This is a genomic window from Acidovorax sp. NO-1 (assembly GCF_000238595.1).
Taxonomy (GTDB): Bacteria; Pseudomonadota; Gammaproteobacteria; order Burkholderiales; family Burkholderiaceae_C; genus Acidovorax.
In genome coordinates this window covers 1-22,763 of record NZ_AGTS01000148.1, presented here as the reverse complement: position 1 = coordinate 22,763, position 22,763 = coordinate 1, and the positions used below count along the sequence as shown (strand labels likewise).

Below are 22,763 nucleotides of genomic sequence, written 5' to 3'. Positions count from 1 at the left end.
CGGAGCATCCTATGTCGGTGACCGATGTCGATCTGATCCGCGCCTGGAAGCAGGTGCTTTCGCTGTCTCGGTTGGAATGCGGTCAGACCGTAACCGTGCTAACGGGTGCGGATTCACACCGCCAGACAGTTCGCTGCGCGATTGCCGCAGCCAGTGACATGGGCGCCCGGGTCAATCACCTCGACCTGCCGCCAGTCAACGCTGAAAAGTCGCTCAGTCGCGATTCGCTGGCTTATCTAGGGACCACGCCGCTCACGGGCAACCCGGCCGCGATTGCTGCGCTCAAAGCCAGCGACCTCGTGCTGGACTTGATGACCTTGCTGTTCTCACCTGAGCAGCACGAGATCTTGCAGTCGGGCACCAAGATTCTGCTGGCCATTGAACCCCCTGAGGTACTGTGTCGCCTTGTCCCGACTGAGGCGGATCGCGCACGGGTACAGGCAGCCTCCAAGCTGATCGAGGCGTCTCGACAAGTGCACATCACCTCGGCGGCCGGTACCGATCTTCGCTGCCACATCGGCAGCTTCCCGGCGATCTGCGAATACGGCTTTGTCGACCAGCCCGGCCGCTGGGACCACTGGCCCAGCGGCTTCGTGTTGACCTGGCCGGATGAAGGAGAGAGCAACGGACTTGTCGTGCTGGACCGCGGCGACATCCTGCTGCCCTTGAAGGACTACGTAACCGATCCCATCGAACTTACCGTAGAACGAGGCTACGTTACCCGCATCCGCGGCGGACTGCAAGCGGACATCCTTAGGGAGTACATGGCGTCCTACGAGGACCCCGAAGCCTACGCAGTCTCACACATCGGCTGGGGCTTGCAGCCGCGTGCCCAGTGGTCCATGCTCGCACACTACAACAAGGAGAGCCACATCGGCATGGATGCTCGGGCCTTCGAGGGCAACTTCCTCTGGTCGATGGGGCCAAACAACGAGGCCGGCGGTAGCCGCACCACGGCCTGCCACATCGACATTCCCATGCGCAACTGCACAGTCGCGCTCGACGGCCACCCCGTGGTCGTCCGTGGCGTGGTACAGGACGAGCAGGGACTGGCGCGCGGTGCACGCCGAAAGGAGCTCGTGTGAACGACAACAGTCAAGTAGTTCCACCGGTTGGCACTCAGAGCGACATTTCTGCCTACGCGCGGCAGGGCTTTGGCACGCCGCTGCCGCTCAAGGCGCCGTTCGGACTTCTCATCATCGACTTCGTCAACGGCTTTGCCGACCCAGCGGTGTTCGGCGGCGGAAACATCCCGCAGGCGATCGCGCAGACTCGCCAGCTGCTGGCACAAGCTCGCGCTCGGGGATGGCCCGTGGCGCACAGCCGCATCGTGTTCTCGGACGACGATGCGGACAGCAATATCTTCTGCCTCAAGGTGCCCGGCATGCTCGCGCTCAAGGAAGGCAGCCACGACAGTGCCATCGTGTCGGCGCTTGCCCCCGCCGTTGGTGAGTACGTAGTGCGCAAGAGCACGCCGTCGGCCTTCTTCGGGACCATGCTCGCACCGTGGTTGGCCCAGCGTGGCGTGAAGACTTTGCTGGTCGCCGGCTGCGTGACCAGCGGCTGCGTGCGCGCGAGCGTGGTCGACGCCATGCAGTCGGGCTTTCGACCGCTCGTCGTCTCCGACTGCTGCGGCGACCGCGCCCTGGGCCCGCATGAGGCCAACCTGTTCGATATGTCGCAGAAGTACGCAGCTGTCATGCCCATGGATTCGGCAATGGACGCCGTGGACACCCTTTCGAACAACGCTTAGGAAGAGAAAACATGACCCAATACGTTATCGTTGCCGGCGGCGGCCACGCCGAGCTGCTGACCGCCCCGTGTTTGGCGCGTGAAGGGACATGCGTGACCCTCATCGAGGCTGAAGACAGGATCAATGACAGCCGTCGGGCATTGGTCGTTCACATCGAAAAGATCCTGATGGCGTTTTGACGGCGCTATGTCAATTTACAAGCTGGCCGATTTTGGTGGCCGATTTCTGACCACGCAAACTGAGCAACACCGAGGAAGGACTTTTCCAGGCGTGACGGCCTATGTGGAATGGTTCAAGCCAGTAAATGCAAAGGATGTCTCGGTAACTTTCGTTCACGGAGGCGGGGGGCAAGGCTCGGAGTTTTTGAGAACGCCCGACGGGAGGCCCGGTTGGGCGCACGCATTCTTGCAAGCGGGCTTTCCAGTATTCATTCTGGATAGGCCCGGCCACGGCCGTAGCCAATGGAACGACGCCGTACTTGGCCCGGCTTTGCCTCTGCCTGACTACGAGACACTGCACCCGCGCTTCGTTGAGCCTGCCAAACATGCGCTTTGGCCGGAGGCGGCGAAGCACTCGCGATGGCCCAACCACGCCACTCGAGCAGGGGATCGGTTCATGGCTAGTCAAGGGATGATGGCCACAACGCTCGCGGCAGCACAGCGCCATTGCGAAGCCATCGCGCCCGAACTGTTTTCCCTCACCTCCAAGACCGTGTTGCTCACGCATTCCGCAGGTGGGCCTTGCGGCTGGGCAATGGCAGCTGTAGGCGGCCCCCAGGTAGTGGCGATTATTGCCGTCGAGCCCCAAGGAGAACCTGGGCTTGTGCACGCGCAGGGTACGTTCACTAATGGGCTATGCGCAGCGGATTTCGCTGGTGCTAGCGATCCGTATCGTCGTCCTATTATTTTCGTGACTGGCGAAGCGACCTGGATGCGCAGGTCGAACGCCAATTCTGTTGCGTATCTAAGATCGCTAGGCTACAACGTGACACACATTCTTCTGGAAGAACACGGAATTTTCGGCAATGGACACATGCTCATGTCGGAGACAAACAGCGATGAGATTGCAGCATTGCTTATCGCGCATGTGAACCAGCATATTCATGTAACCGGTACGAACTGAAGGCAGTGTCAACGAAATAGAATTTCATAAATACTATGACTCTGAAAATTACCTCACATAAGAAGTTGAGCCGGAGACTTTAGGGATTCAGGAAGAAACCTCGCCTTAGCAGGCTGCTGAAATACTGGTACCCTCATCTGCAGCCAAGAACATCGACCGCTTAAAACGGTCTACAAGCGATTTTTTCGAAACCGGTAAGGGGTGAGGTACCCTCAAAGTCGTCATTTTTCGAGTTCTCCATCAGTATTTCAGCAGCCTGTTAGGTACGGCTCATCTGCCGTACTCGGCTGCGGGGACATCTAATTCAGACAACCCATATCAGGAGAAAATCAGAATGGACGGCATTTGTTACGCGCTTGTGATGGGTTCATCAATCAGTGAGCAGACTACGCCTGCATATGCACATCTGAGCATGATAATAATTTTTCATTGGATTGCGCTTACGATAGTAGTCACCACAAAGAATTCTTGGTAGAACTTTGATAACTTCAGCATCTTCCAAGTATACCAGTTAATCTCGAAGCGCCTTTCTGACCGAGACTAGAAGCGATATCTAGATCGATGCCCTATGTGAATCTGAAATTCGGCGATCAATGGGCTGCCGGTCTGAAGCGGTTCCAACGGACCATAAGTACAGGCGGGCCTCACCAATGCTCCTTGGTTTATTTTCCTCGTGGCTCTGTCTTAGGCGAATAACCCTAACGCATGATCCACCGAAGGTTTGCTTGTACGCCCATAAGTAGCACCAGGGCGCACGACCTGCCCAGCTTCAAGGTGCAGGAAAAGTGACCATAACGGTGCATTTCCGCACCACAAGTGGGAAAATAGTCATTGGCACGCAGGCACGATTAGTGCTCAGTCCATTCATGCCACACTGCATCGCTCAATCATGGAACCTAAAACTCGGGAAAACCCCATCACTCAATAGAGTCAATTTCATTTTTAATACGTCATTGGTCGGTCGACCGATTGATTTAGGAGCTGAGATGAAATGCTGACATGTGTTAGTAATTCCCACATATGTGTCAAGAAGACTGCATCCACTACTAGTGAGCTTTTTTCACTGGCCTGACGGATAACGCAGCGCTGCAGTCTCCATCGATCTAGAAAATTAAACCGTAAGAAGGATTTATCCATCATGAAAAGACACGTAATAATCGTCGGCGGCGGTCCTGTTGGCTTGATCACAGCCCTTGGCCTAGCGCGTTCTGGCACAAGCGTCACCATCATCGAGTCAGAAGATAAAATTAGCCAAAGTCCACGCGCTTTGGTGTACCACTATCCTGTGATGAAGCATCTAGAACGACTCGGGGTGCTTGAGGACTGTGTAGCACAAGGTTTTGTAAGAGACGACTTTGCTTGGCGAGTCTATGACACCCAAGAGTTGATCCACTGGTCCCTGCGAGGCCTACAAGACTACATTCAGTATTCACATGCGCTGCATCTTGGTCAAGACAAGGTAGCTCAGATCTTAACTGATCATTTGAAACGCATGTCGAACGTGACATTTCGTTATTCTACAAATTTCGTCAAGGCCTCTGAACATTCTGGTGGAGTGCTGGTCGAAGTGGAGTCAGGCGGGCTCGTTGATCAATTAGAGGGTGATTGGCTTATTGGCGCTGACGGCGCTGGGAGTACCGTACGTCGAGACGTAATGAATGCTAACTTCTTTGGAATTACATGGCCAGAGCGCTATGTAGCAACAAACACCCGGGTCAACCTTGACCAGTTCGGGTTTGCAAATACGACCATGCAGGTAGATGACATTTACGGTTCGGTCATATGCAGGATTGACCGCAAAAATCTATGGCGTGTTACGTTCATGGAAGATCCGATGCTGCCGATTGAAGGGTTGCAAGAGCGCATTCAAAAGAATTTAGAGAATTTGCTGCCACAGGGCGCCGGCTTCGAAGTGGTTTCATACTCCCCATATCGAATGCACCAGAGGGTTGCAGACCGGATGCGACAAGGCCGCTTCCTCCTTGTCGGCGATTCAGCTCACGTCACCAATCCAACTGGTGGATTAGGGTTAACTGGCGGCATGTTTGATAGTTTTGCTCTCGTGGAAGCTCTTAATCGTGTTATCCACGACGGCACAAATGCAGACATACTGGACGTTTACGACCGCGACCGTCGGCAAAAATTCATTGAACTGGTTTCACCTCGTGCAACATCAAACTTGCAAAGATTATATAGAACTGCACCAGGAACGGACATGAACGATTGGATCCGGCGCACCAGAGAAATCGGAAAAAGTCCGGACGCAATGCGAGAGATGTTCAGGTTTACGGAGAAGCTGGAAACCTTCTATTAGCGTGCGCGTTCAGCGAATAAACAGAGCAGTTGAATAAGATGAGTAGATTTTCATCGACATCAACTGCATGAGTAGATTGCGGTTGATTTCAGGAGCTGAAGATCTTGCGATACTCATCTGTTTTCTAGCTGATACTTCCGATCAATGCCTTTCTTCAAGGTTATGCATCGGATAATCTTAATCGGTAAAGTCCCACTATCAATCGAGGAAGACAATATAAATGTCGTCTAATACATACTCAAAAACGAGCCATGATGGCTTGTCTGAAAACTCTGACCGAGCTAGCTCCCTTGGCACTCTGCTTCGCAAGAAGTCCATGATCGCTACTGGCTTGGGTAATGCTCTTGAATGGTTCGACTGGACCATTTACGCTGTTTTTGCCACCTATATTGCCAAATCACTCTTTAACCCAGCAGATCCAACGTCTGCATTGTTGGGAACTCTCGCTGTATTCGCAGTTGGTTTTGTCTCGCGTCCGCTTGGAGGAATAGTTTTTGGACGATTGGCTGACAGAATCGGAAGAAAGGGAGTGCTGCTTAGTTGCATGGTCCTGATGGGTTTAGGAAGCCTGATGATCGCTGTCATCCCGTCGTATGCCCAGATTGGGGGATGGGCATCTTTCTTGATTCTTGTTGCACGTTTGGTCCAGGGCTTCGCGCACGGGGGCGAAGCAACAGCGTCTTATGCATACGTTGCTGAAATTGCACCAAAAGAACGCAGGGCTTTTTGGTCAAGCAGTATGTTTTTCAGTGTTGGAATCGGCAGCATTCTGGCGACTCTACTCGGCGCGCTTCTCAACCGAGTTATATCGGCCGAGGATATGAATAGCTGGGGATGGCGTCTCCCTTTCTTCCTGGGAGCATTGCTTTCATTGGCCGTCCTAATCATGCGTCGTAGCATGATGGAGAGCGACGTACACGAGTCTCACGTTGCTGACATTCAGTCAGGTGCTGAGTGGAGCAATGCGAAAATTCTGAAATGCTCAGTTGGAATTTTCTTCTACCAAGCGGGGGTCGGACTGCCCTACTACTTGTGGACTGGATATGCAGCCGTCTTTGCGATCACTCAGCGAGGCATGAGTCCAGCGCATGCATTCCTTGCCAGCGTTTTTGCACAAGTGATCTACATCATCGCGACGCCCATTTGGGGTTGGGTCTCTGACCGGATCGGGCGCAAGCCAGTAGCGATTTTCTACTTCATCGCTGTTGCCGTTCTTTCGTATCCGCTAATCAGGTCGATCACAAGCGATCCTTGGACGCTGTTCGCCGCTCAGGGCCTAATGTTAGCCCTTACCGGATGCGTAGGTGGAACAATGCCTGCGATTCTCGCTGAGCAGATTCCAACTCGATATCGTTCCCGCATTCTGGGAACGTCATTGCCGATCTCGCTCGCATTGTTCGGTGGCACCGCACCATACCTTAGTAGTTGGTTTAGCAGCATGAAGCTTGAATGGGCGTTCAACGTTTATGTTGCGGTTACTGTATTGATCGCCGCCGCAGTTGTATGGACTTGGAAAGAAACCAAGGGTATTGATCTGCGTGACGTTAGCTGACGGAAAAAGTTCGATGAGTCGGTCACCTCCATTGACCTGCCCCCTGTAGACGTACCAATCAAAAGTGGAAGTCCGGGTTCAAGGTTACTCGATGGGTTTCTGGTTTGATGGAAATTGAGCTGCATCGCCAGCGCGCTGGCGATGCAGCTCGGCGAAGCGAGCCGGTGGCATGCGTCCCAGGCTGCTGTGCGGTCTGACCTCGTTGTAGTCCGTTCGCCAGACCGCCACGGCCATCCTGGCCTGATGCAGGGTCTCGAACCAGCTCTCGTTCAAGTGTTCGTCACGGAGCTTGCCGTTGAAGCTCTCGATGTAGCCGTTCTGCATGGGGCGCCCCGGCTGGATCAGGATGTGACGGATGCCGTGGGCCTGCGCCCAGGCCATGAACTCCCGGCTGGTGAACTCCGGGCCGTTGTCTGTTCGCACGGCCTGCGGATACCCGCGAAACAGCGCAGCGCGGTCCAGAACACGGGTCACGTACTGGCCTGAGATGCCGAAATCCACCGCGATCTCCACGCTCTCATGACTGAAGTCGTCGGCCACCGTGAGGTACTTCAGACGCCGGCCGCCCGAGAGGCTGTCGCTCACAAAATCCATGCTCCAGACCTCGTTGACCGTGCGTGCCAACTGCAGCGGCACACGCTCGTTGATGGGCCGCTTGCCCTTCTTGCGACGGCGCACGGCCAGGTTGGCTTGCCGGTAGAGGCGGTACACGCGCTTGTGATTGACGCCAGGAAACTGCGGGCGCAGCAGGTCGTGGATGCGCCGGTAACCAAAGCGGCGACGCACGTGCGCGATCTCCACGATCTTCTCGTGCAGCTCCACGGTGGCCTGATCGGCCTGCGGCGGATGGCGATAGCTGTCGCGGGAGAGCCCCACAAGACGGCACGCGCGGCGTTCGGACAAATGGTGTTCGCTGACCATGGTCCGGATCGCCTCGCGCCTGGCCTGTGGGGCTAGCGCTTTACCCCCAGAACGCTCTTGAGCGCGTGCATGTCCAGGTGGGCCTCGGCCAGCAGCCGTTTGAGCTTGGCGTTCTCGGATTCGAGCTCACGCAGGCGCTGGGCTTCAGAGACCTGCATGCCGCCGAACTTGGCGCGCCACTTGTAAAACGTCGCGTCGCTGAAGCCGCCATTGCGGCACAGCTCCTTGATCGGCATGCCGGCCTCGGCCTGCTTGAGGAAGCCGATGATCTGTTCCTCGGTGAATCTGCTCTTCTTCATGTCCGTCATTCTCCGGGTGGTTGACGGACTTCACTAACTTCAGACTGGTACGGCTGGTGGGGGGCAGGTCAGTGAGCTCACGGCAAGCCCTGTGGTGCGCAAGCTCACCTTCACTGGCTCCACCGAGATCGGCCGGCTGCTGGCGGCGCAATGCGCCCCGACCCTGAAGAAGATGTCGCTGGAGCTGGGGGGCAACGCGCCTTTCATCGTGTTCGAAGACGCCGACCTCGACGCCGCAGTGGCGGGCGCCATGGCCGCGAAATACCGCAACACGGGTCAGACCTGCGTGTGCGCCAATCGCCTGCTGGTGCACGCCGCTGTGCACGACGCCTTCACGGCCAAGCTGGCGGCCGCCGTGGCCGCCATGAAGGTGGGCAACGGCATGGAGGACGGTGTTGAGCAAGGCCCTCTGATCGATGCGGCGGCGCTTGCCAAGGTGGAGTCATTGGTGGCCGATGCCGTGGCGGCGGGCGCGACCATCACCACGGGTGGTGCTCGCCACGCGCTGGGTGGCCAGTTCTATCAACCCACCGTGATTGGCAACGCCACTCGGGCCATGCGCCTGTGGTCTGAGGAAATCTTCGGTCCGGTGGCCCCGGTCTTCAAGTTCGAAACCGAGGCAGAGGCCATTCAAATGGCCAACGACACCGAGTTTGGGCTGGCAGCCTACTTCTACTCCAGGGACATCGGGCGGGCGTGGCGCGTGTCCGCGGCCCTTGAGTACGGCATGGTGGGCGTGAACGCCGGCATCATCAGCACGGCGGTCGCGCCTTTCGGTGGCGTCAAGCAATCGGGCATGGGCCGAGAGGGCTCCAAGTACGGCATCGAAGAGTACGTGGACACCAAGTACATCTGCATGGGCGGTATCTGAGCCTTCAAGGGCGGCTGCTTTCTTTCTTCAGACCACCCCACGTGAGTGCGGTGGTCTGCTTGCGTTTGGGCGAATGGGCTGCCCCGCAGGCCTCTCGTGCCGACTATCAGCGACCCCGATATCGGATATCCAAATGTTCGCTTTGATCTGGCTCAAGAGTGTCTCTATCGTCGGTGCTCAGTTTTCCATCGCACCCACACATGACTTGCCAAGATATGTTTCAACGCCGCGCTCTGCTCAAGACGGTTGTGTCGCAATAAGCGGAACGGCTAGGATTTGATGATGCAAGCGTTGTCAATCCAGCTCCAGAATTCGGTCCTGCGTGGGGTCCTCAAACGGCTGCACTATCCGCTGGAAGTGATGCTGGTGTGCGTACGCTGGTACGCGGCCTACCCGTTGAGCCTGCGCAACCTGGAAGAGATGATGGCTGAACGCGGCATCCAGGTAGATCACGCCACGGTTCACCGCTGGGCACTGAAGATGTTGCCGGTGCTGGCCAAGGTGTTTCGCCGGCGCCAGCGTCCGGTGGGTCGCTCCTGGCGAGTCGATGAAACGTATGTCCAGGTCGGCGGTCAGTGGAAGTATCTGTACCGCGCCGTCGACAAGCTCGGGCACACCGTGGACTTCTTGCTCACCGCTCGGCGCGATGTAGCGGCGGCCCGCCGATTCTTCGAGCGTGCCATTGATTTGCATGATGTCCCCGAGAAGATCACGATTGACAAGAGCGGCGCCAACACCGCAGCTGTGCGAGGCTTGATCGCCGACAGCGGCGTGGCAATTGAACTGCGCCAGTCAAAGTACCTCAACAACATCGTCGAGCAGGACCACCGGGCGATCAAGCGACGAACCCGACCGATGATGGGGTTCAAGTCTTTCTGGTCTGCCAGACGCATCATCGCCGGCATCGAGACCATGCACATGATCAAGAAAGGGCAGCAGCGCTGCCCGTGTGGCCATGCCATGTCCGCCGCCGACCAGTTTTACAGCTTGGCTCATTGAAACCGATCGACATCAACGGCCATTTGCCGCCTCGGCGCCACTATTGCGACACAACCGGATTGTGTATGGCCAGATGGAGCGCCACGTAGTCAATGGCGTGCGTCTTGCCCATTCGCGGCCGGGCGTAGACCAACGCGCCAGGAATACGAACACGAAGGCAGTGATTGACCAGATCCACCAGCGCCTCGATGGCCGCTGTGGCCACCCGGTAGTGGCGGCGTGTCAGCGGATGCAGGTGAAATGGTGGCGATGGCGAAAGAATGTTCGACGTTTTGAACGGATCTGCAATGTTGCCGTGGAGCGGTCTCGTAGGACGGGCTGTGGACATGGTTGGATCTCCGTTGAGATGGATGCGTCGACGCTCAGCGAGAAAATCCCCGCTGAATCTTCAACTGCTTGGCCCGCACGGGTCCGCTGACCCATTGCGCCAACACAGGTTGCGTGTCTGGGGGTGACAGCGTGTCGCCCCCGACGACGTCCTTGGCGCGAAGGCTGCGCTCATGTTCAAGCTTCGCAAGCGTCGTCGCAGCGCGCTTGCTCGTGCGGGCCACTTTTTTTCGCTGAGCCACGAAGTCCCCAATGGGATCGAACTCGGCACTCAAGACATCCAGCTGCTTTGCGCGCCTGGCGGCGAAATACTGCTGCCGCAACCACAGCGAATGCTGCTGATGGCGCCACACGCCTGACGCCAACAACGGCTCAAGCACCTCGGCACGCTGGGTAACCACGGTCACTTGCCTGAGGTCCAAGGGGTCAACGTGCACACGCACCACCTGGCCGATGAGATCGTGGCGTTTGGCAAACTGGTCACTGGTGTACCGAACATGCATGTACGTCAGGTGGGGCCTTTGGCCTCGGGCCACATTGCCATGAACCACACAATCCACGGGCTCGTGCAGCAAACGAGGTTCACGTTGCAAGGGCTGCGGCAGATACCTCAAACGCGTTGGCTCCCGACCAATGCCGAGCACGTGGTGTTCCATGGCCTCCAAGGGCGTGAGCCCGCCCAGGCTGCTGTGCGGCGTGCCGTTGTAGTTCCACACCATCATGGCCAGCAGCTCTTTGAGCTCGCTGGCACTGATGACCAGACGATCGTTTCCACCCGATTGCCGGATCCTCTTGAGCAACCGATTGCGCTCGGCACTGTTACCGGGCTCAATGGCCCCTGGCAAACGCCGCGAGAAGGTTTGCACCACCGTTCCAAAGAACCGCTCGATAAAAGGCCTGTCGTCGGGTGAATATGCGGGTCCAAAGTCGACTTGCGCACCCAGGGTGTCACACATCAGGCTCAGCGCCGCCCCCGACAGGTGAGCCCTGGCGTTGTCCAGTCGGATTTGCCTGAAGAGCGCGTATCGGGTCTGCTCAAACTTGGCATTCACGAAGCCGCCAGCCTCCATGAGCCGCGTCGAGGGAATGCTCAGGGTGGGCCGCTCTGCCGGCAGGATCGCAGAACAAATGGCCTCGACGACGTCGTGTCGATTGCATTCCTTGCCAAAGACCATGTGCCAGCCCAAGATGCACCGGGTGGAGACATCAATGACAGCCAGCAGCCACGCCCGCTCGATCAGAACGCTGTGCTCTCTGCCGGTCGGGTCTCGACCCAGAATGAGCTTCAGGCGCAAATCCAGCTTGTGGGCATCAAACTCCACGGTATCGAACGCGCTGGAAGCATCGCGCACAGCCGTTCTCAGTGCAGATTCCGGCTTGATGCGGTTTGCTGCCGCATGGGCCAACAAACTGGCCTGCTCGTTCAGGATGGTGAGCACCGTTCTGCCCAGTGAGCGCGTGGCCTTGTCTACCTGGTTCAAAGGGTAATCCGCCCAGGTCAGTCCCAATTCCAGGCAGCGCTTTTGAAACTTCCTGATCACCCCTTTGATGCCCGTGAGGCGGGTGCCATCACCTGAAGGCACCAGTTCAATGGCGCCAGACTTGATCTCATGCACCAACAGCTGCCTGAGCGAGGGGTGCCGCGCCAAAAGCTGGGCAAACGCACCGGCGTTGCCTGCTTTGCCTTCGGTGATGCGCTTGGGCTCGGCCAGCCGTTCATAGCCAGCGACGCGACTGTAGGGCACAAGGGCGCGGTAGCCCCAGGGACGTCCGTCCGCATGCAATTGTTTGGCCCTGGCCAAGCACCGGTACAAACTGGCTGGACTGACCCCTGTCTGGGCTTGAATCTGGCGAACTGGGATCCCTTGGGCATAGCTTTGAATTGCCACCTGACGCGCGCTTACCCGCGCCTGCATTGCGGGGGGCAACGCCCTCAAGTCCAAATGAGGCCAATCTCTATCCAGCGCTGCCAGCGAATCAGCCTGGTTGGAGGGGATCGGCTGAATGCTCATCGTCATGCCCTCTCAAACACAGTGCGGCCACCCAAGGGAGAGCGTGCAAGCTCCGGACAGATCACTTTGCCTTGCGCCAGCAGCTGGAAAACCGCAGCCTCGACCTCCTGCGCGCTGTACTCGCGCAGGCAGCCGCAAACATCCTCCATGGCCATGGCAACCCCCAACAGGACCATTACCTGTTGTTCCAACAGCGCATTGCGCCAGCCTCGCCACGTCGTCAGTTGAGCAACAACGTACGCCCAGTTGGCCACTGGCGTGGCCCAGTCGCGCAATTGGGTTCTGTCGCAATAAGGCAGTCGGGGACAATCGGGCATGACCCCACTGCATCTTCAACTTGCAAACTCGATCTTGCGCCGGGTGATCAAGCGGCTTCACTTTCCGTTGGAGGTCATGCTGGTGTGCGTTCGCTGGTACGCGGCCTACCCGCTGAGCTTGAGAAACCTAGAAGAAATGATGGCCGAGCGTGGCGTGTGCGTCGACCATGCCACTGTCCATCGCTGGGCACTGAAGATCCTGCCTGTCCTGGCTTCTGTGTTCCGAACCCGTAAAAGCCCAGTAGGCGGTTCCTGGCGAGTGGACGAAACCTACATCTTGGTCGGCAGTCAGTGGAAATACCTGTACAGGGCCGTTGACCGGATGGGCCAGACGGTGGACTTCCTGCTGACGGCCCGCCGTGACGAAGCTGCAGCACGGCGTTTTTTCGAGCAGGCCATCAACCAACACGATGTCCCCGAGAAGATCACGATTGACAAGAGCGGAGCGAACACGGCGGCTGTGAGGGGATTGCTGGAGGACAGTGGGCTGGCCATTGAACTGCGCCAGTCCAAGTACCTGAACAACATCGTTGAGCAGGATCATCGGGCCATCAAGCGGCGGGTCAGGCCCATGATGGGGTTCAAGACATTCCACACGGCCCGTCGACTGATCACGGGTATCGAGACCATGCACATGATCCGCAAGGGGCAGATGAACGGCCCCAAAGGGTCGACCGCGTCGCCGGCGCAGCAGTTCTACAGCTTGGCCATTTGAATTGAGAGGTCGTTGCCCAAGTCAGCACGCCTCCCATCCGCTATCGCGACAGAACCTCTTCAAGTTCAAGACGGAGAACGATGCTGTCGAGGCCGCCAACGACACCGAGTTCGGACTGGCCAGCTACTTCTACAGCCGGGACGTCGGCCGCATCCACCGCGTCGGCGAAGCGCTGGAATACGGAATGGTCGGAGTGAATGTCGGCAACATCAGCAGCGAGCACGTGCCATTCGGCGGGGTCAAGCAGTCGGGCTTGGGCCGGGAGGGCTCGCACCATGGCATCGACGAGTACGTGGAGCTGAAGTATCTTTGCATCGGCGACATCGAGACCGCGCCAGGCGCCTGAGCAAGATACAAGCAAGATGGCGCCCCGAACGCCTGGCCACCAATCGTCCCGCGGCCAGAGGGAGATGCGTGCGGCGCCGCAGCTGCGGGCGGCGGCCCGATATCGGGTTGGCCTGCGCGCGGCAGGTCGCGGCCGCTGGTGCTGTGCCTGCCGCCGGCGGTCTTCAGCGCTCCTGCAGTTCTGTCAGCTCCACCAGCGCCTGCGCCGCCGCTCCGAGCGCGGCGCGGTCGCGCATCGCCCAGAGCAGCCGCCGTTGCGTGCCGATGCCGCGCAGCGGCATGATCTGCAGGCCGAACGCACGGGCGTAGGGCAGGGCGCCTTCCCGCGGCAGCACGGCGAGCCCGAGTCCCATCGCGACCATGCGACCCATGGCGTCGAAGCTGCGCACCTGGGCTCGGACGCGCAAGGGCCGCTGCAGCGCTGCGGCCGCGGCGGCCAGCTGGCGTGTGAGCGAGGTGGAGCGCGGCAGGGTGACGAGGTCGTGTTCCAGCACTTCGGCGAGCGCCGCCGGCGCTGTCTGGGCCAGCGGATGGGTGCCCGGCAGCAGCAGGACCAGCTCGTCGATGTGGCAAACCGTCGTCTGCAGGCCTTCGGCCGGCGTGTTGTCGCCGATCACGGCCAGTTCGGCGGTGCCCCGGGCCACCGCGCGGACCGCCTCTTCGCTGGTCGCATCCTCCAGGTCGAGCACCACCTCGGGCCGGCGGCGGGCAAAGCGCGCCAGCAGCCCGGGCAGAAAGCCGCCGAATGCCGATGTGTTGGCCCAAAGGCGCAGATGGCTGGTCGTGCCGGAGCCGACATCGTTCATGGCCAACGCGAGTTGCTCCAGCCGGGCGACCATTTCCACGGCGTGTGGCAACAACACAGCACCGGCAACGGTGGGGACGACACCGCGCTTGCTGCGCTCGAGGAGCGGCGCACCCACGTGTGCTTCAAGTTCCGCGATGCGCTTGCTGCCCGCCGCGAGCGACAGTCCGAGCCGGTCCGCGCCAGCCGTGAGGCTGCCGTCATAAACGGCCGCCACGTACAGGCGCAGCGTGGTCAGGTCAAAGCGGTGCAGGTTGATCGCCATCGGCGAGCATCCTAAACCAAATGTTAACCATAGCTCAACGGATGCCTAAGCGTGCCCTTGCTAGCCCCCGCACAATGGCGGCTGCGCGGAGAACCGCCCCGAAACAAGGGGATCGCTGCGTGCAGCAGCGGCTGCCGACTGGAAGATGGTTGCGCGTAGCCGCTACCGCCTACTCAAGCGATCCCGGACTGGTCAAAGAATAAATGGCAGACACGGAAACCCCTCTTCTGAGCGTTCGCGGCGTGACCGTCCGGTTCGGCGGAATCGTCGCACTCGACGGCGTGACTTTCGACGTGGCGCGCGGCCATGTATGCGGGCTGATCGGCCCCAACGGTGCAGGGAAGACCACGCTTTTCAACTGTCTGTCGAGGCTCTACAGCTATCAGTCGGGCGACATCCAGTTTGAAGGACGATCGATCACCTCGATGCCCACCCATGACATCGCGAGGCTCGGCATGGGGCGGACCTTCCAGAACCTGGCGATGTTCCGTTCGCTGCCAGTGCGCGACAACATCATGATTGGGGCGCACTGCCGGTCATCCGCTGGCTTTCTGGCCAGCGCGTTGCGGCTGCCCAGGGTCGGTGCCGAGGAGCGCCGCCTGCGCGAGCGCGCCGACGAGATCATGGAATACCTGGACTTGACCAGGGTCGCGGACCGTCCGGCCGGGGACCTTCCGTTCGGCACCCAGAAGCGGGTGGAGATGGGTCGCGCCTTGGCCGCCGATCCTAAGTTGCTGTTGCTCGACGAACCAGCCGCCGGCCTCAACCATGAGGAGTTGAAGGATTTGGAGCGCTTGATTCTGGATGTCCAGCACAAGCGCGGGGTGACCGTGCTTCTGGTGGAGCACCACATGAGTCTCGTCATGAGCGTGTCCGATCACATCGTGGCACTGAGTTTCGGCAAGAAGATTGCCGAAGGCACCCCGGCCCACATCCAGCAGCATCCGGACGTGATCGCCGCCTACCTGGGCTCCGAAGAGCAGGAGGCGGCACATGGCTGACAAGCTGTTCGAAGCGAAAAACCTCAAGGCCTTCTACGGTCCGACCCAGGTGCTGTTCGGCATTGATTTCGCAATCGAAGCGGGCAGGATCACCACCATCCTGGGGGCCAACGGGGCCGGCAAGACCAGTACCCTGCGAGCCGTGTGCCAGACCGTGCGGACCACCGGGAGCATGACCCTGAACGCGGGGGCCGGCGAGGTGCAGCTGGTTGGCAGGAGCACCGACGCGATCGTGCGCATGGGCGTGGCGCACGTGCCCGATGGCCGCGGCACCTTCACTGCACTTTCGGTCGAAGACAACCTGAAGCTGGGCGCCTACGTTCGCCGCGACAAGGGCAACGTGGCGGGCGACATCGAAAAGGCCTACAGCCGCTTTCCTCGCTTGGCCGAGCGGCGCCACCAGCAGGCGGGAACCTTGTCGGGCGGGGAGCAGCAGATGCTGGCGATCAGCCGCGCCCTGATGCTGCGTCCGAAGTTGCTGCTGCTGGACGAGCCCAGCTTCGGCCTGGCGCCGCTGATCGTGGCCGATATCTTTCGCACGATGCGGCAGATCAATGCCGAGGACGGCGTCAGCATGCTGCTGGTCGAGCAGAACGCCACCCTTGCGCTGAACCTTGCTCACCATGCCTACCTGCTGGAGACCGGCCACGTCGCACTGTCCGGGCCATCGGAGCAGATCAAGAACGACGAGTCGGTGCGCCGCGCCTACTTGGGCTATTGAACGGATGGACGTACCCATGGAAGCCCTGCTATCCCAAATCTTCTCCGGCCTGGCCAATGGGATCATCTACGGTTCGGTCGCGCTGGCGCTGGTGATGATCTACCAAGCCACGCACCACATCAATTTTGCCCAGGGTGAGATGGCCACCTTCAGCACCTTCATCGCATGGGCGCTGATCCATCAAGCGGGCTGGCCCTACTGGTGGGCGTTCTCATTCACCGTGGCGGTGTCCTTCGCCGGCGGCTTGCTGCTGCAGCGGGTCGTGTTGCGGCCTCTGGAAAGGGCACCGGTGCTGACCAACGTGATCGTGTTCATCGGCCTGTTGCTGATCTTCAATGCGCTGTCGGGCATGCTGTTCGAGCACACCATCAAGGCATTCGAGAGCCCCTTTCCCAAGGACTGGGCGTTGGCCGGCCGCTTCTTCTCGGCCCACCAGCTCGGTTCGGCCGGCGTTCTGCTGGTGGTGCTGTTCGCGCTGTTCGCGTTCTTCAGGTACACCTCGGTCGGGCTGGCGATGCGGGCGGCGGCACAAAACCCGGAGTCGGCCAAGCTGGTGGGCATCCGCGTGAGCTGGATGCTCGGACTCGGCTGGGGGCTGGCCTCGGCCATCGGAGCCGTGGCCGGCATGATGGTTGCGCCCATCGTCTTCCTCGACCCCAACATGATGGCCGGCATTCTGCTGTACGGATTCGCGGGCGCGCTTCTTGGGGGTATCGACAACCCGCTGGGGGCGGTCATCGGCGGCCTGGTGGTGGGCGTGCTGGAAAACTTGCTCGGGGCGTACGTGATCGGCACCGAGCTGAAGCTGGTCGTCGCCCTGGTACTGATCGTCGGCATTCTGACGATCCGCCCGGACGGCCTGTTCGGCAAGAAAGTGGTGACGCGCGTATGAACAGGACGATCGACCGCAAGTGGGTCTGGATCGGCAGCTTGCTGGTCCTTGCCACGGTGCTGCTGCTGCCTTTCCTGGTCAAGAACTACCGGGTCTTCCAGTTCAACCTGGTGATCGTCTATGCGATCGCCATCCTCGGGCTGAACATCCTTACCGGCTTCAACGGCCAGATCTCGCTTGGCCATGGCGCCTTCTATGCCTTGGGCGCCTATACGGCGGCCATCCTCATGGACAGGCTGGGGTGGCCGTACTGGGCCACGCTGCCGGCGGCTTTCGTCTTTTGCTTCGGCTTTGGTTTTCTGGTCGGATTCCCAGCCTTGCGGCTGGCCGGGCATTACCTGGCACTCGCCACCTTCGCGCTGGGCCTGGCCGTGCCGCCCTTGCTGAAATACAAGAAGATCGAATGGCTGACCGGCGGGGTGCAAGGCATCGTGCTGAACAAGCCGGAGCCTCCGTTCACCTTCCGTTTTCTGGACCAGTCATTCAACGCCGACCGCTGGCTGTATTTCTTCAGCCTGACGGTGGCGGCGCTGATATTCCTGCTGGCTTGGAACCTGCTGCGTGGCCGGGTCGGCCGGGCGCTGATTGCGGTGCGTGACCATCCCATCGCCGCCACGGCCATGGGCATCAACCTGCCCTTGTTCAAGAGCATGACCTTCGGAGTCTCCGCCGGCGTCACCGGGCTGGCCGGCGCGTTGGGCGGCATCGTGGTTGCCTTCGTGTCGCCGGACAGCTTCACCGTGTACCTCAGCATTTTCCTGCTGGTCGGGGTGGTGGTCGCCGGGCTCGGCTCGATCCCTGGTGCCGTCTTTGGCGGCATCTTCATCCAGTTCGTACCCAACGTCGCCGACGAGATCTCCAAGTCGGCCCCTGCCGCCATCTACGGACTGTTCCTGATCGTCCTGATGTATCTGATGCCGACGGGCGTGATGGGCGGCGTGAATGCGCTGTGGGCACGCCTGCGCTCCCGCGTTGCGGGTTCGTCCTGACGCCGTTGCTTCCGGCACAAGCGTCATTTTTGTTGTCTCACTCAACTTAGGAGCTTCCGAACCATGTATCTCAAGCAGACGTCGATAACTCTCGCGGGCCTGGCTGCCCTGTGTTTCAGCCAAGCCACCTTGGCGCAGAAGAAGTACGACCCGGGGGCTGACGACAAGGAAATCAGGATCGGCAACATCGTGCCGTACTCCGGGCCGGCTTCGGCTTACGGCACCATCGGCAAGGCCATCGGTGCTTACTTCGACAAGGTCAATGCCGAAGGCGGAATCAACGGTCGCAAGATCAAGTACGTCAGTCTGGACGACGGCTACAACCCCGCGAAGACCGTGGAGCAGGCTCGCAAGCTGGTGGAGCAGGAGGAGGTGCTGGTTCTCTTCACCACGGTGGGGACGCCGCCCAACAGTGCCATTCACCGCTACATGAACCAGAAGAAGGTGCCGCAACTGTTCGTGGCATCGGGGGCGAGCAAATGGGGCGACCCGAAGGGCTCGCCCTGGACGATGGGCTGGCAGCCGCCATACACCGCGGAGGGCCAGACCTACGCCACCCACCTGCTCGAGTCGATGCCAAACGGCAAGGTGGCCATCCTGTATCAGAACGACGACTACGGCAAGGACTACCTGAAGGGCTTCCTCGACGGGCTGGGTGACAAGGCCAAGACCATGGTCGTCGCCCAGGCGAGCTACGAGGTCACCGATCCGACGGTGGACAGCCAGATCCTGACCTTGAAGAACAGCGGCGCCAATGTGTTCTTCAACATCACCACTCCCAAGTTCGCGGCGCAGGCGATCAAGAAGATTGCAGAGGTCGGCTGGAAGCCGGACGCCCACTATCTGAACACCGTCTCCTCCTCGGTCGGCTCGGTCCTGACGCCGGCCGGCCTGGAAAACTCGGTGGGCCTGATTTCGGTGCAATACATGAAGGAGCCCACCGATCCGGCGTGGGCCAACGATCCCGGATACAAGGCCTGGTTGGTTTTCATGCAGAAGTACTATCCCGCCGGTGAATTGACCAACCTGTTCAACGTGACCGGCTACAACCATGCCCAGACCCTGGTGCAGGTGCTCAAGCAGGCCGGCGACAACCTCACTCGGGAAAACGTGATGAAGCAGGCCGCCAGCCTGAACCTGCCCAGCATGCCGATGCTGCTGCCCGGCGTGGACATCAAGACCGGCCCGAACGACTACTACCCGGTGGAGCGCATGCAGCTGTCGAAGTTCGACGGCAAGACCTGGGTGCGCTTCGGCAAGGTGTACGGCCGCTGACGTCCGTCTGCGGGTGCGCGCCGCGCGCGCCTGAGAGGTTCGGGGGATGCAGCAGGCGCGGACTGCTGCCCTCCGGCGGGTCTCTCGGCGCGCAGCCAGGCGCCGACAACATGCAGGAATTGAATTGACCAAACACATCATCATTGCGGGCGGCGGCCCGACCGGCTTGCTTACCGCCTTGGGCTTGGCCCAACAGGGTCACCGAGTCACGGTGCTGGACGCCGAGGACAAGCCAAGCGACAGCCCCCGCGCGCTGGTCTACCACTGCTCGGTGCTGCCGCACCTGCGCGACCTGGGCATTCTCGACGACTGTGTCGAAGCTGGCTTTCTGCGCCAGGACCATGCATGGCGGATCTACGAGACCGGCGAAATGATTCGCTGGAACCTGAGCTGCCTCGAGGGCGTGGTGGAGTTTCCCTATTCGCTGAACCTCGGGCAAGACAAACTCGCGCGCGTGGTGCTCGAGCACCTGAAGAAGCACTCCAACGTCACCGTCCGTTACGGAGCCGCAGTCGTCGGGGGCACCGACCACGGCAGCAACGTGACGGTCCAGGTCGCCTCACGCGGTGAGCAGGAGGAGATCGAGGGTGACTGGTTGGTCGGTGCCGATGGCGCCGGCAGCTTTGTGCGCCGGCAAGTGCTGAAGATGCAGTTTTTTGGCGTCACTTGGCCGGAGCGCTACGTCGCCACCAATCTGCGCATCGACCTCGACGCGCTTGGCTTCAGCAACACGACCATGCAGGTCGATCCTGTCTATGGTTCGGTCATCTGCAAGATCGATCCGAACCACCGCTGGCGCGTGACCTTCGTGGAAAACGCGGACGTTCCGATGGAGGGTCTGGAACAGCGGGCCCACCAGATGCTGGCCAAGCTGTTGCCGCCCGGTGTGCAGTACGAAATGGAGGCGTGCTCGCCTTACCGTATGCATCAGCGGGTCGCGGACCGGATGCGTCATGGCCGCATCCTGCTGGTTGGCGATGCCGCGCATGTGACGAATCCGACCGGTGGACTGGGGCTGACTGGCGGCATGTTCGACAGTTTCGCGCTGGTCGAGGCGCTGGGGCGGGTCATCGACGGCCGCGCAGGTGACGAGATGCTCGAGTTCTACGACCGCGACCGGCGCCAGAAATTCGTGGAGCTGGTCTCGCCGCGCGCCACCCAGAACCTGCAGGCGCTCTACCATCTGCTGCCCGGCCAACAGCGTGACCAATGGATCGAGCGGGCCCGCGCCATCGCAGCCGATCGCGACCAAATGCGCCAGGTCCTGGTGTTCCACGAACAGATGCGTACTGTCTTCTGAGCGGCCTGCCTGTGTACGAGCTGGACGATTTCGGTGGCGTGTTCCTGACCACCGGTGCAACGGTGACGCAGGGCCGCACCGTTCCCGCGGTGTCGGCGTACGTCGAATGGTTCAAGCCGGCCCGGCGCAGGAGCGGGTCCATCACGGTGGTGCACGGCGGCGGCGGCCAGAGCTCGGAATTCCTGCGAACGCCGGACGACCGGCCTGGCTGGGTCCATGCGTTCCTGCGGGCCGGCTATGCGGTCTACCTTCTGGACCGGCCGGGCCACGGCCGCAACCACTGGAACGGCGCCGTGCTCGGGCCGGCGTCAGCGCCGGCCGACTACGAGACGCTGGTACCGCGATTCGTGGAGCCGGCCCGGCACATGCTGTGGCCGGAGGCGGCAGAACACCGTCAGTGGCCGAGCGAGAGCCGCGGTGCCACTGACCGCTTCATGGCCAGCCAAGGGCCCATGGCGACCCGGCTGGCCGCCAGCCAGGCGCACGTGGAAGCGATCGCCCCGGCGCTGTTCGACTTCGTCGGCGACACGGTGCTCCTTACGCATTCGGCTGGGGGACCGTGCGGGTGGGCGCTGAGCGCCTGCGGCGGGCCGCGTGTCAAAGCGATCGTCGCGGTGGAGCCGCTGGGCGCTCCCGGGTTCGAGCACGCACACGGCCGGTTCGACAACGGGCTGTGCGCGGCTGAATTTGCGGGTCCGCACAATCCCTACGCGCCTCCCATCGCGATCGTCACGGCCGAGGCGAGCTGGATGCGGCAGATGAACTTCCAGGCTGCGGACTACCTGCGGTCCCGCGGCGCGCGTCTCACGCATCTGGACCTGCCGGCTCTCGGAGTCACCGGCAACGGCCACATGATGATGTCGGAGCTGAACAGCGACATCATTGCCGATGTGGTCGTCGGCTGGCTGGACCAGCATGTCCGAACTTAAACCCCAAACGGAGTCTTTCTCATGGTGCGTTCCTTCCGCATCGGCCAAATCGTGCCGAGTTCCAACACCACAATGGAGACCGAGGTGCCGGCCATGCTGCTCGCGCACCAGGCTCAGTTTCCCGAACACCGCTTCACCTTCCACAGCAGCCGCATGCGGATGAAGACGGTGAAAAAGGAGGAGCTGGCTGCGATGGATGCCGAATCGGACCGCTGTGCGCTGGAGCTCAGCGATGCCCGGGTCGATGTGCTCGGCTACGCCTGCCTGGTGGCAATCATGGCGATGGGCCCCGGCTACCACCGCACTTCGCAGCAGCGTTTGCAGTTGCGCACTGCCGACAACGGCGCCACCGCGCCGGTGATCACCAGCGCTGGCGCCCTGGTCGACGCGCTGAAAGTGATGGGCGCGCAGCGAGTCGCACTGGTCGCGCCGTACATGAGGCCGCTGACGGAACTGGTCGTCAACTACATCCGCGAGGAGGGGATCGAGGTGAGCGACTGGCGGGCCCTGGAGATCCCGGACAACCTCGACGTCGGCCGACACGATCCGTTCCGCTTGCCCGACATCGTTCGCGGCATGAACACCCGGGATGTCGATGCCATCGTGCTGTCCGCCTGCGTGCAGATGCCGTCGCTCGCCGCGGTGCCGATGGTCGAGGCGATCACCGGCAAGCCGGTGGTTACGGCCGCGATCGCCACCACCTATGCCATTCTGAAGCAGCTTCAACTGCGGCCGGTGGTTCCCGGCGCCGGCGCGCTTCTGTCCGGCGCCTACGCATGACCAACGCCATGCGCCCGGCGCCCTCCGTGCTGCGGTATGGCGCCCACGTGCAGGCCAACGGCATTCGCCAGCACTACCTGCGTTACGGCGGCGACGACGGTGATGCGGCCGGTCGCGATGCCGTGGTCCTCATTCCGGGGATTACCAGCCCGGCTGTGACCTGGGGTTTCGTCGCCGAGAGGTTCGGCCAGTACTTTGATACCTATGTCCTTGACGTCAGGGGCCGTGGGCTTTCGGAGGCCTCCGAAGCGCTGGACTA

The 22,763-nt window shown here is 60.6% G+C and carries 22 protein-coding genes and 2 pseudogenes; 19 read left to right on the top strand and 5 right to left on the bottom strand.

From position 1 onward, the window contains the following. Positions 1–11: 11 nt before the first annotated feature. From KYG_RS21580 to KYG_RS21560, 6 genes are all read left to right on the top strand, one after another. Entirely contained in the window at positions 12–1,085 is a 1,074-nt protein-coding gene (locus tag KYG_RS21580) for a hypothetical protein (RefSeq protein WP_008907063.1), read from the top strand. Further along, positions 1,082–1,753, top strand: a complete 672-nt coding sequence (locus KYG_RS21575; protein WP_008907062.1) for an N-carbamoylsarcosine amidohydrolase — start codon at positions 1,082–1,084, stop codon at positions 1,751–1,753. Before KYG_RS21580 ends, KYG_RS21575 begins: the two co-directional genes overlap by 4 nt. Positions 1,754–1,764: 11 nt before the next feature. Next, positions 1,765–1,932 carry a hypothetical protein gene (locus tag KYG_RS24775; protein ID WP_008907061.1) on the top strand — a complete coding sequence of 56 codons (168 nt, stop codon included), beginning with the start codon at positions 1,765–1,767 and terminating at the stop codon, positions 1,930–1,932. Positions 1,933–1,939: 7 nt separating this feature from the next. Further along, positions 1,940–2,875 carry an alpha/beta fold hydrolase gene (locus KYG_RS21570; RefSeq protein WP_034695808.1) on the top strand — a complete coding sequence of 312 codons (936 nt, stop codon included), beginning with the start codon at positions 1,940–1,942 and terminating at the stop codon, positions 2,873–2,875. A gap of 1,075 nt (positions 2,876–3,950) precedes the next feature. After that, positions 3,951–5,189, top strand: a complete 1,239-nt coding sequence (locus KYG_RS21565) for an FAD-dependent oxidoreductase (RefSeq protein ID WP_369750133.1) — start codon at positions 3,951–3,953, stop codon at positions 5,187–5,189. 316 nt (positions 5,190–5,505) lie between these two features. After that, on the top strand, positions 5,506–6,741 hold the full coding sequence (locus KYG_RS21560; RefSeq protein ID WP_237707310.1) for an MFS transporter: 1,236 nt from the start codon (positions 5,506–5,508) through the stop codon (positions 6,739–6,741). An 84-nt stretch (positions 6,742–6,825) separates the two neighbouring features. Here the strand turns inward: KYG_RS21560 and KYG_RS21555 are convergent. Beyond that, positions 6,826–7,961 (bottom strand): IS3 family transposase gene (locus KYG_RS21555; RefSeq protein WP_085942648.1). Its coding sequence is split into 2 segments (ribosomal slippage): positions 6,826–7,706 and positions 7,706–7,961, totalling 1,137 coding nucleotides; the frame shifts between segments, so codons are not numbered across the junction. Between the two features lie 76 nt (positions 7,962–8,037). Here KYG_RS21555 and KYG_RS21545 point away from each other — a divergent pair. Both KYG_RS21545 and KYG_RS21540 read left to right on the top strand, forming a co-directional pair. Then, positions 8,038–8,832: pseudogene (locus KYG_RS21545) on the top strand (aldehyde dehydrogenase family protein); the annotation flags it as partial. Between the two features lie 279 nt (positions 8,833–9,111). Then, the gene (locus KYG_RS21540) at positions 9,112–9,831 is read left to right on the top strand and encodes an IS6 family transposase (RefSeq protein WP_008907054.1); all 720 of its coding nucleotides are present in this window, start codon (positions 9,112–9,114) and stop codon (positions 9,829–9,831) included. Between the two features lie 40 nt (positions 9,832–9,871). On the opposite strand, the gene KYG_RS24895 is transcribed toward KYG_RS21540, so the two are convergent. From KYG_RS24895 to KYG_RS21530, 3 genes are read right to left on the bottom strand one after another with little or no spacing between them, the layout of a single operon-like run. Continuing rightward, positions 9,872–10,159, bottom strand: a complete 288-nt coding sequence (locus KYG_RS24895) for a hypothetical protein (RefSeq protein ID WP_192810342.1) — start codon at positions 10,157–10,159, stop codon at positions 9,872–9,874. Between the two features lie 34 nt (positions 10,160–10,193). Further along, a complete protein-coding gene (locus tag KYG_RS21535) occupies positions 10,194–12,176 on the bottom strand; it encodes a DDE-type integrase/transposase/recombinase (protein ID WP_085942647.1) in 1,983 nt (660 codons plus the stop codon). Beyond that, on the bottom strand, positions 12,173–12,487 hold the full coding sequence (locus tag KYG_RS21530; RefSeq protein WP_008907052.1) for a hypothetical protein: 315 nt from the start codon (positions 12,485–12,487) through the stop codon (positions 12,173–12,175). The genes KYG_RS21535 and KYG_RS21530 overlap by 4 nt, the downstream gene beginning before the upstream one ends. Between KYG_RS21530 and KYG_RS21525 the strand changes: the two genes are divergently transcribed. Further along, positions 12,486–13,202 (top strand): IS6 family transposase, encoded by a 717-nt coding sequence (locus KYG_RS21525; RefSeq protein ID WP_008907051.1) that lies wholly within the window; start codon positions 12,486–12,488, stop codon positions 13,200–13,202. The two genes, KYG_RS21530 and KYG_RS21525, sit on opposite strands and share 2 nt — an antisense overlap. 55 nt (positions 13,203–13,257) lie before the next feature. After that, positions 13,258–13,548, top strand: a pseudogene (locus KYG_RS21520) (aldehyde dehydrogenase family protein); the annotation flags it as partial. 163 nt (positions 13,549–13,711) lie between these two features. On the opposite strand, the gene KYG_RS21515 reads toward KYG_RS21520, so the two are convergent. Beyond that, positions 13,712–14,617 (bottom strand): LysR family transcriptional regulator, encoded by a 906-nt coding sequence (locus KYG_RS21515; RefSeq protein WP_008907049.1) that lies wholly within the window; start codon positions 14,615–14,617, stop codon positions 13,712–13,714. A 203-nt stretch (positions 14,618–14,820) separates the two neighbouring features. On the opposite strand from KYG_RS21515, the gene KYG_RS21510 reads away from it, so the two are divergent. The 9 genes from KYG_RS21510 to KYG_RS21470 form a co-directional block, all read left to right on the top strand. Next, a complete protein-coding gene (locus tag KYG_RS21510) occupies positions 14,821–15,618 on the top strand; it encodes an ABC transporter ATP-binding protein (protein WP_008907048.1) in 798 nt (265 codons plus the stop codon). After that, a complete protein-coding gene (locus KYG_RS21505) occupies positions 15,611–16,339 on the top strand; it encodes an ABC transporter ATP-binding protein (protein WP_008907047.1) in 729 nt (242 codons plus the stop codon). Before KYG_RS21510 ends, KYG_RS21505 begins: the two co-directional genes overlap by 8 nt. Positions 16,340–16,355: 16 nt before the next feature. Beyond that, the gene (locus KYG_RS21500) at positions 16,356–17,231 is read left to right on the top strand and encodes a branched-chain amino acid ABC transporter permease (RefSeq protein ID WP_008907046.1); all 876 of its coding nucleotides are present in this window, start codon (positions 16,356–16,358) and stop codon (positions 17,229–17,231) included. Further along, a complete protein-coding gene (locus tag KYG_RS21495) occupies positions 17,228–18,220 on the top strand; it encodes a branched-chain amino acid ABC transporter permease (RefSeq protein ID WP_008907045.1) in 993 nt (330 codons plus the stop codon). The genes KYG_RS21500 and KYG_RS21495 overlap by 4 nt, the downstream gene beginning before the upstream one ends. 63 nt (positions 18,221–18,283) lie before the next feature. Beyond that, positions 18,284–19,495: an ABC transporter substrate-binding protein gene (locus KYG_RS21490; RefSeq protein WP_008907044.1), complete on the top strand. Its 1,212-nt coding sequence runs from the start codon at positions 18,284–18,286 to the stop codon at positions 19,493–19,495. 124 nt (positions 19,496–19,619) lie between these two features. Beyond that, entirely contained in the window at positions 19,620–20,795 is a 1,176-nt protein-coding gene (locus KYG_RS21485; RefSeq protein WP_008907043.1) for an NAD(P)/FAD-dependent oxidoreductase, read from the top strand. An 11-nt stretch (positions 20,796–20,806) separates the two neighbouring features. Further along, positions 20,807–21,724, top strand: coding sequence for an alpha/beta hydrolase (locus KYG_RS21480; RefSeq protein WP_008907042.1), 918 nt, complete (start codon positions 20,807–20,809; stop codon positions 21,722–21,724). Between the two features lie 21 nt (positions 21,725–21,745). Next, positions 21,746–22,504, top strand: coding sequence for an Asp/Glu racemase (locus KYG_RS21475; protein ID WP_008907041.1), 759 nt, complete (start codon positions 21,746–21,748; stop codon positions 22,502–22,504). Then, a partial coding sequence (locus KYG_RS21470) for an alpha/beta fold hydrolase (RefSeq protein WP_008907040.1) occupies positions 22,501–22,763 on the top strand: 263 nt, incomplete at its 3' end. The genes KYG_RS21475 and KYG_RS21470, both read left to right, overlap by 4 nt.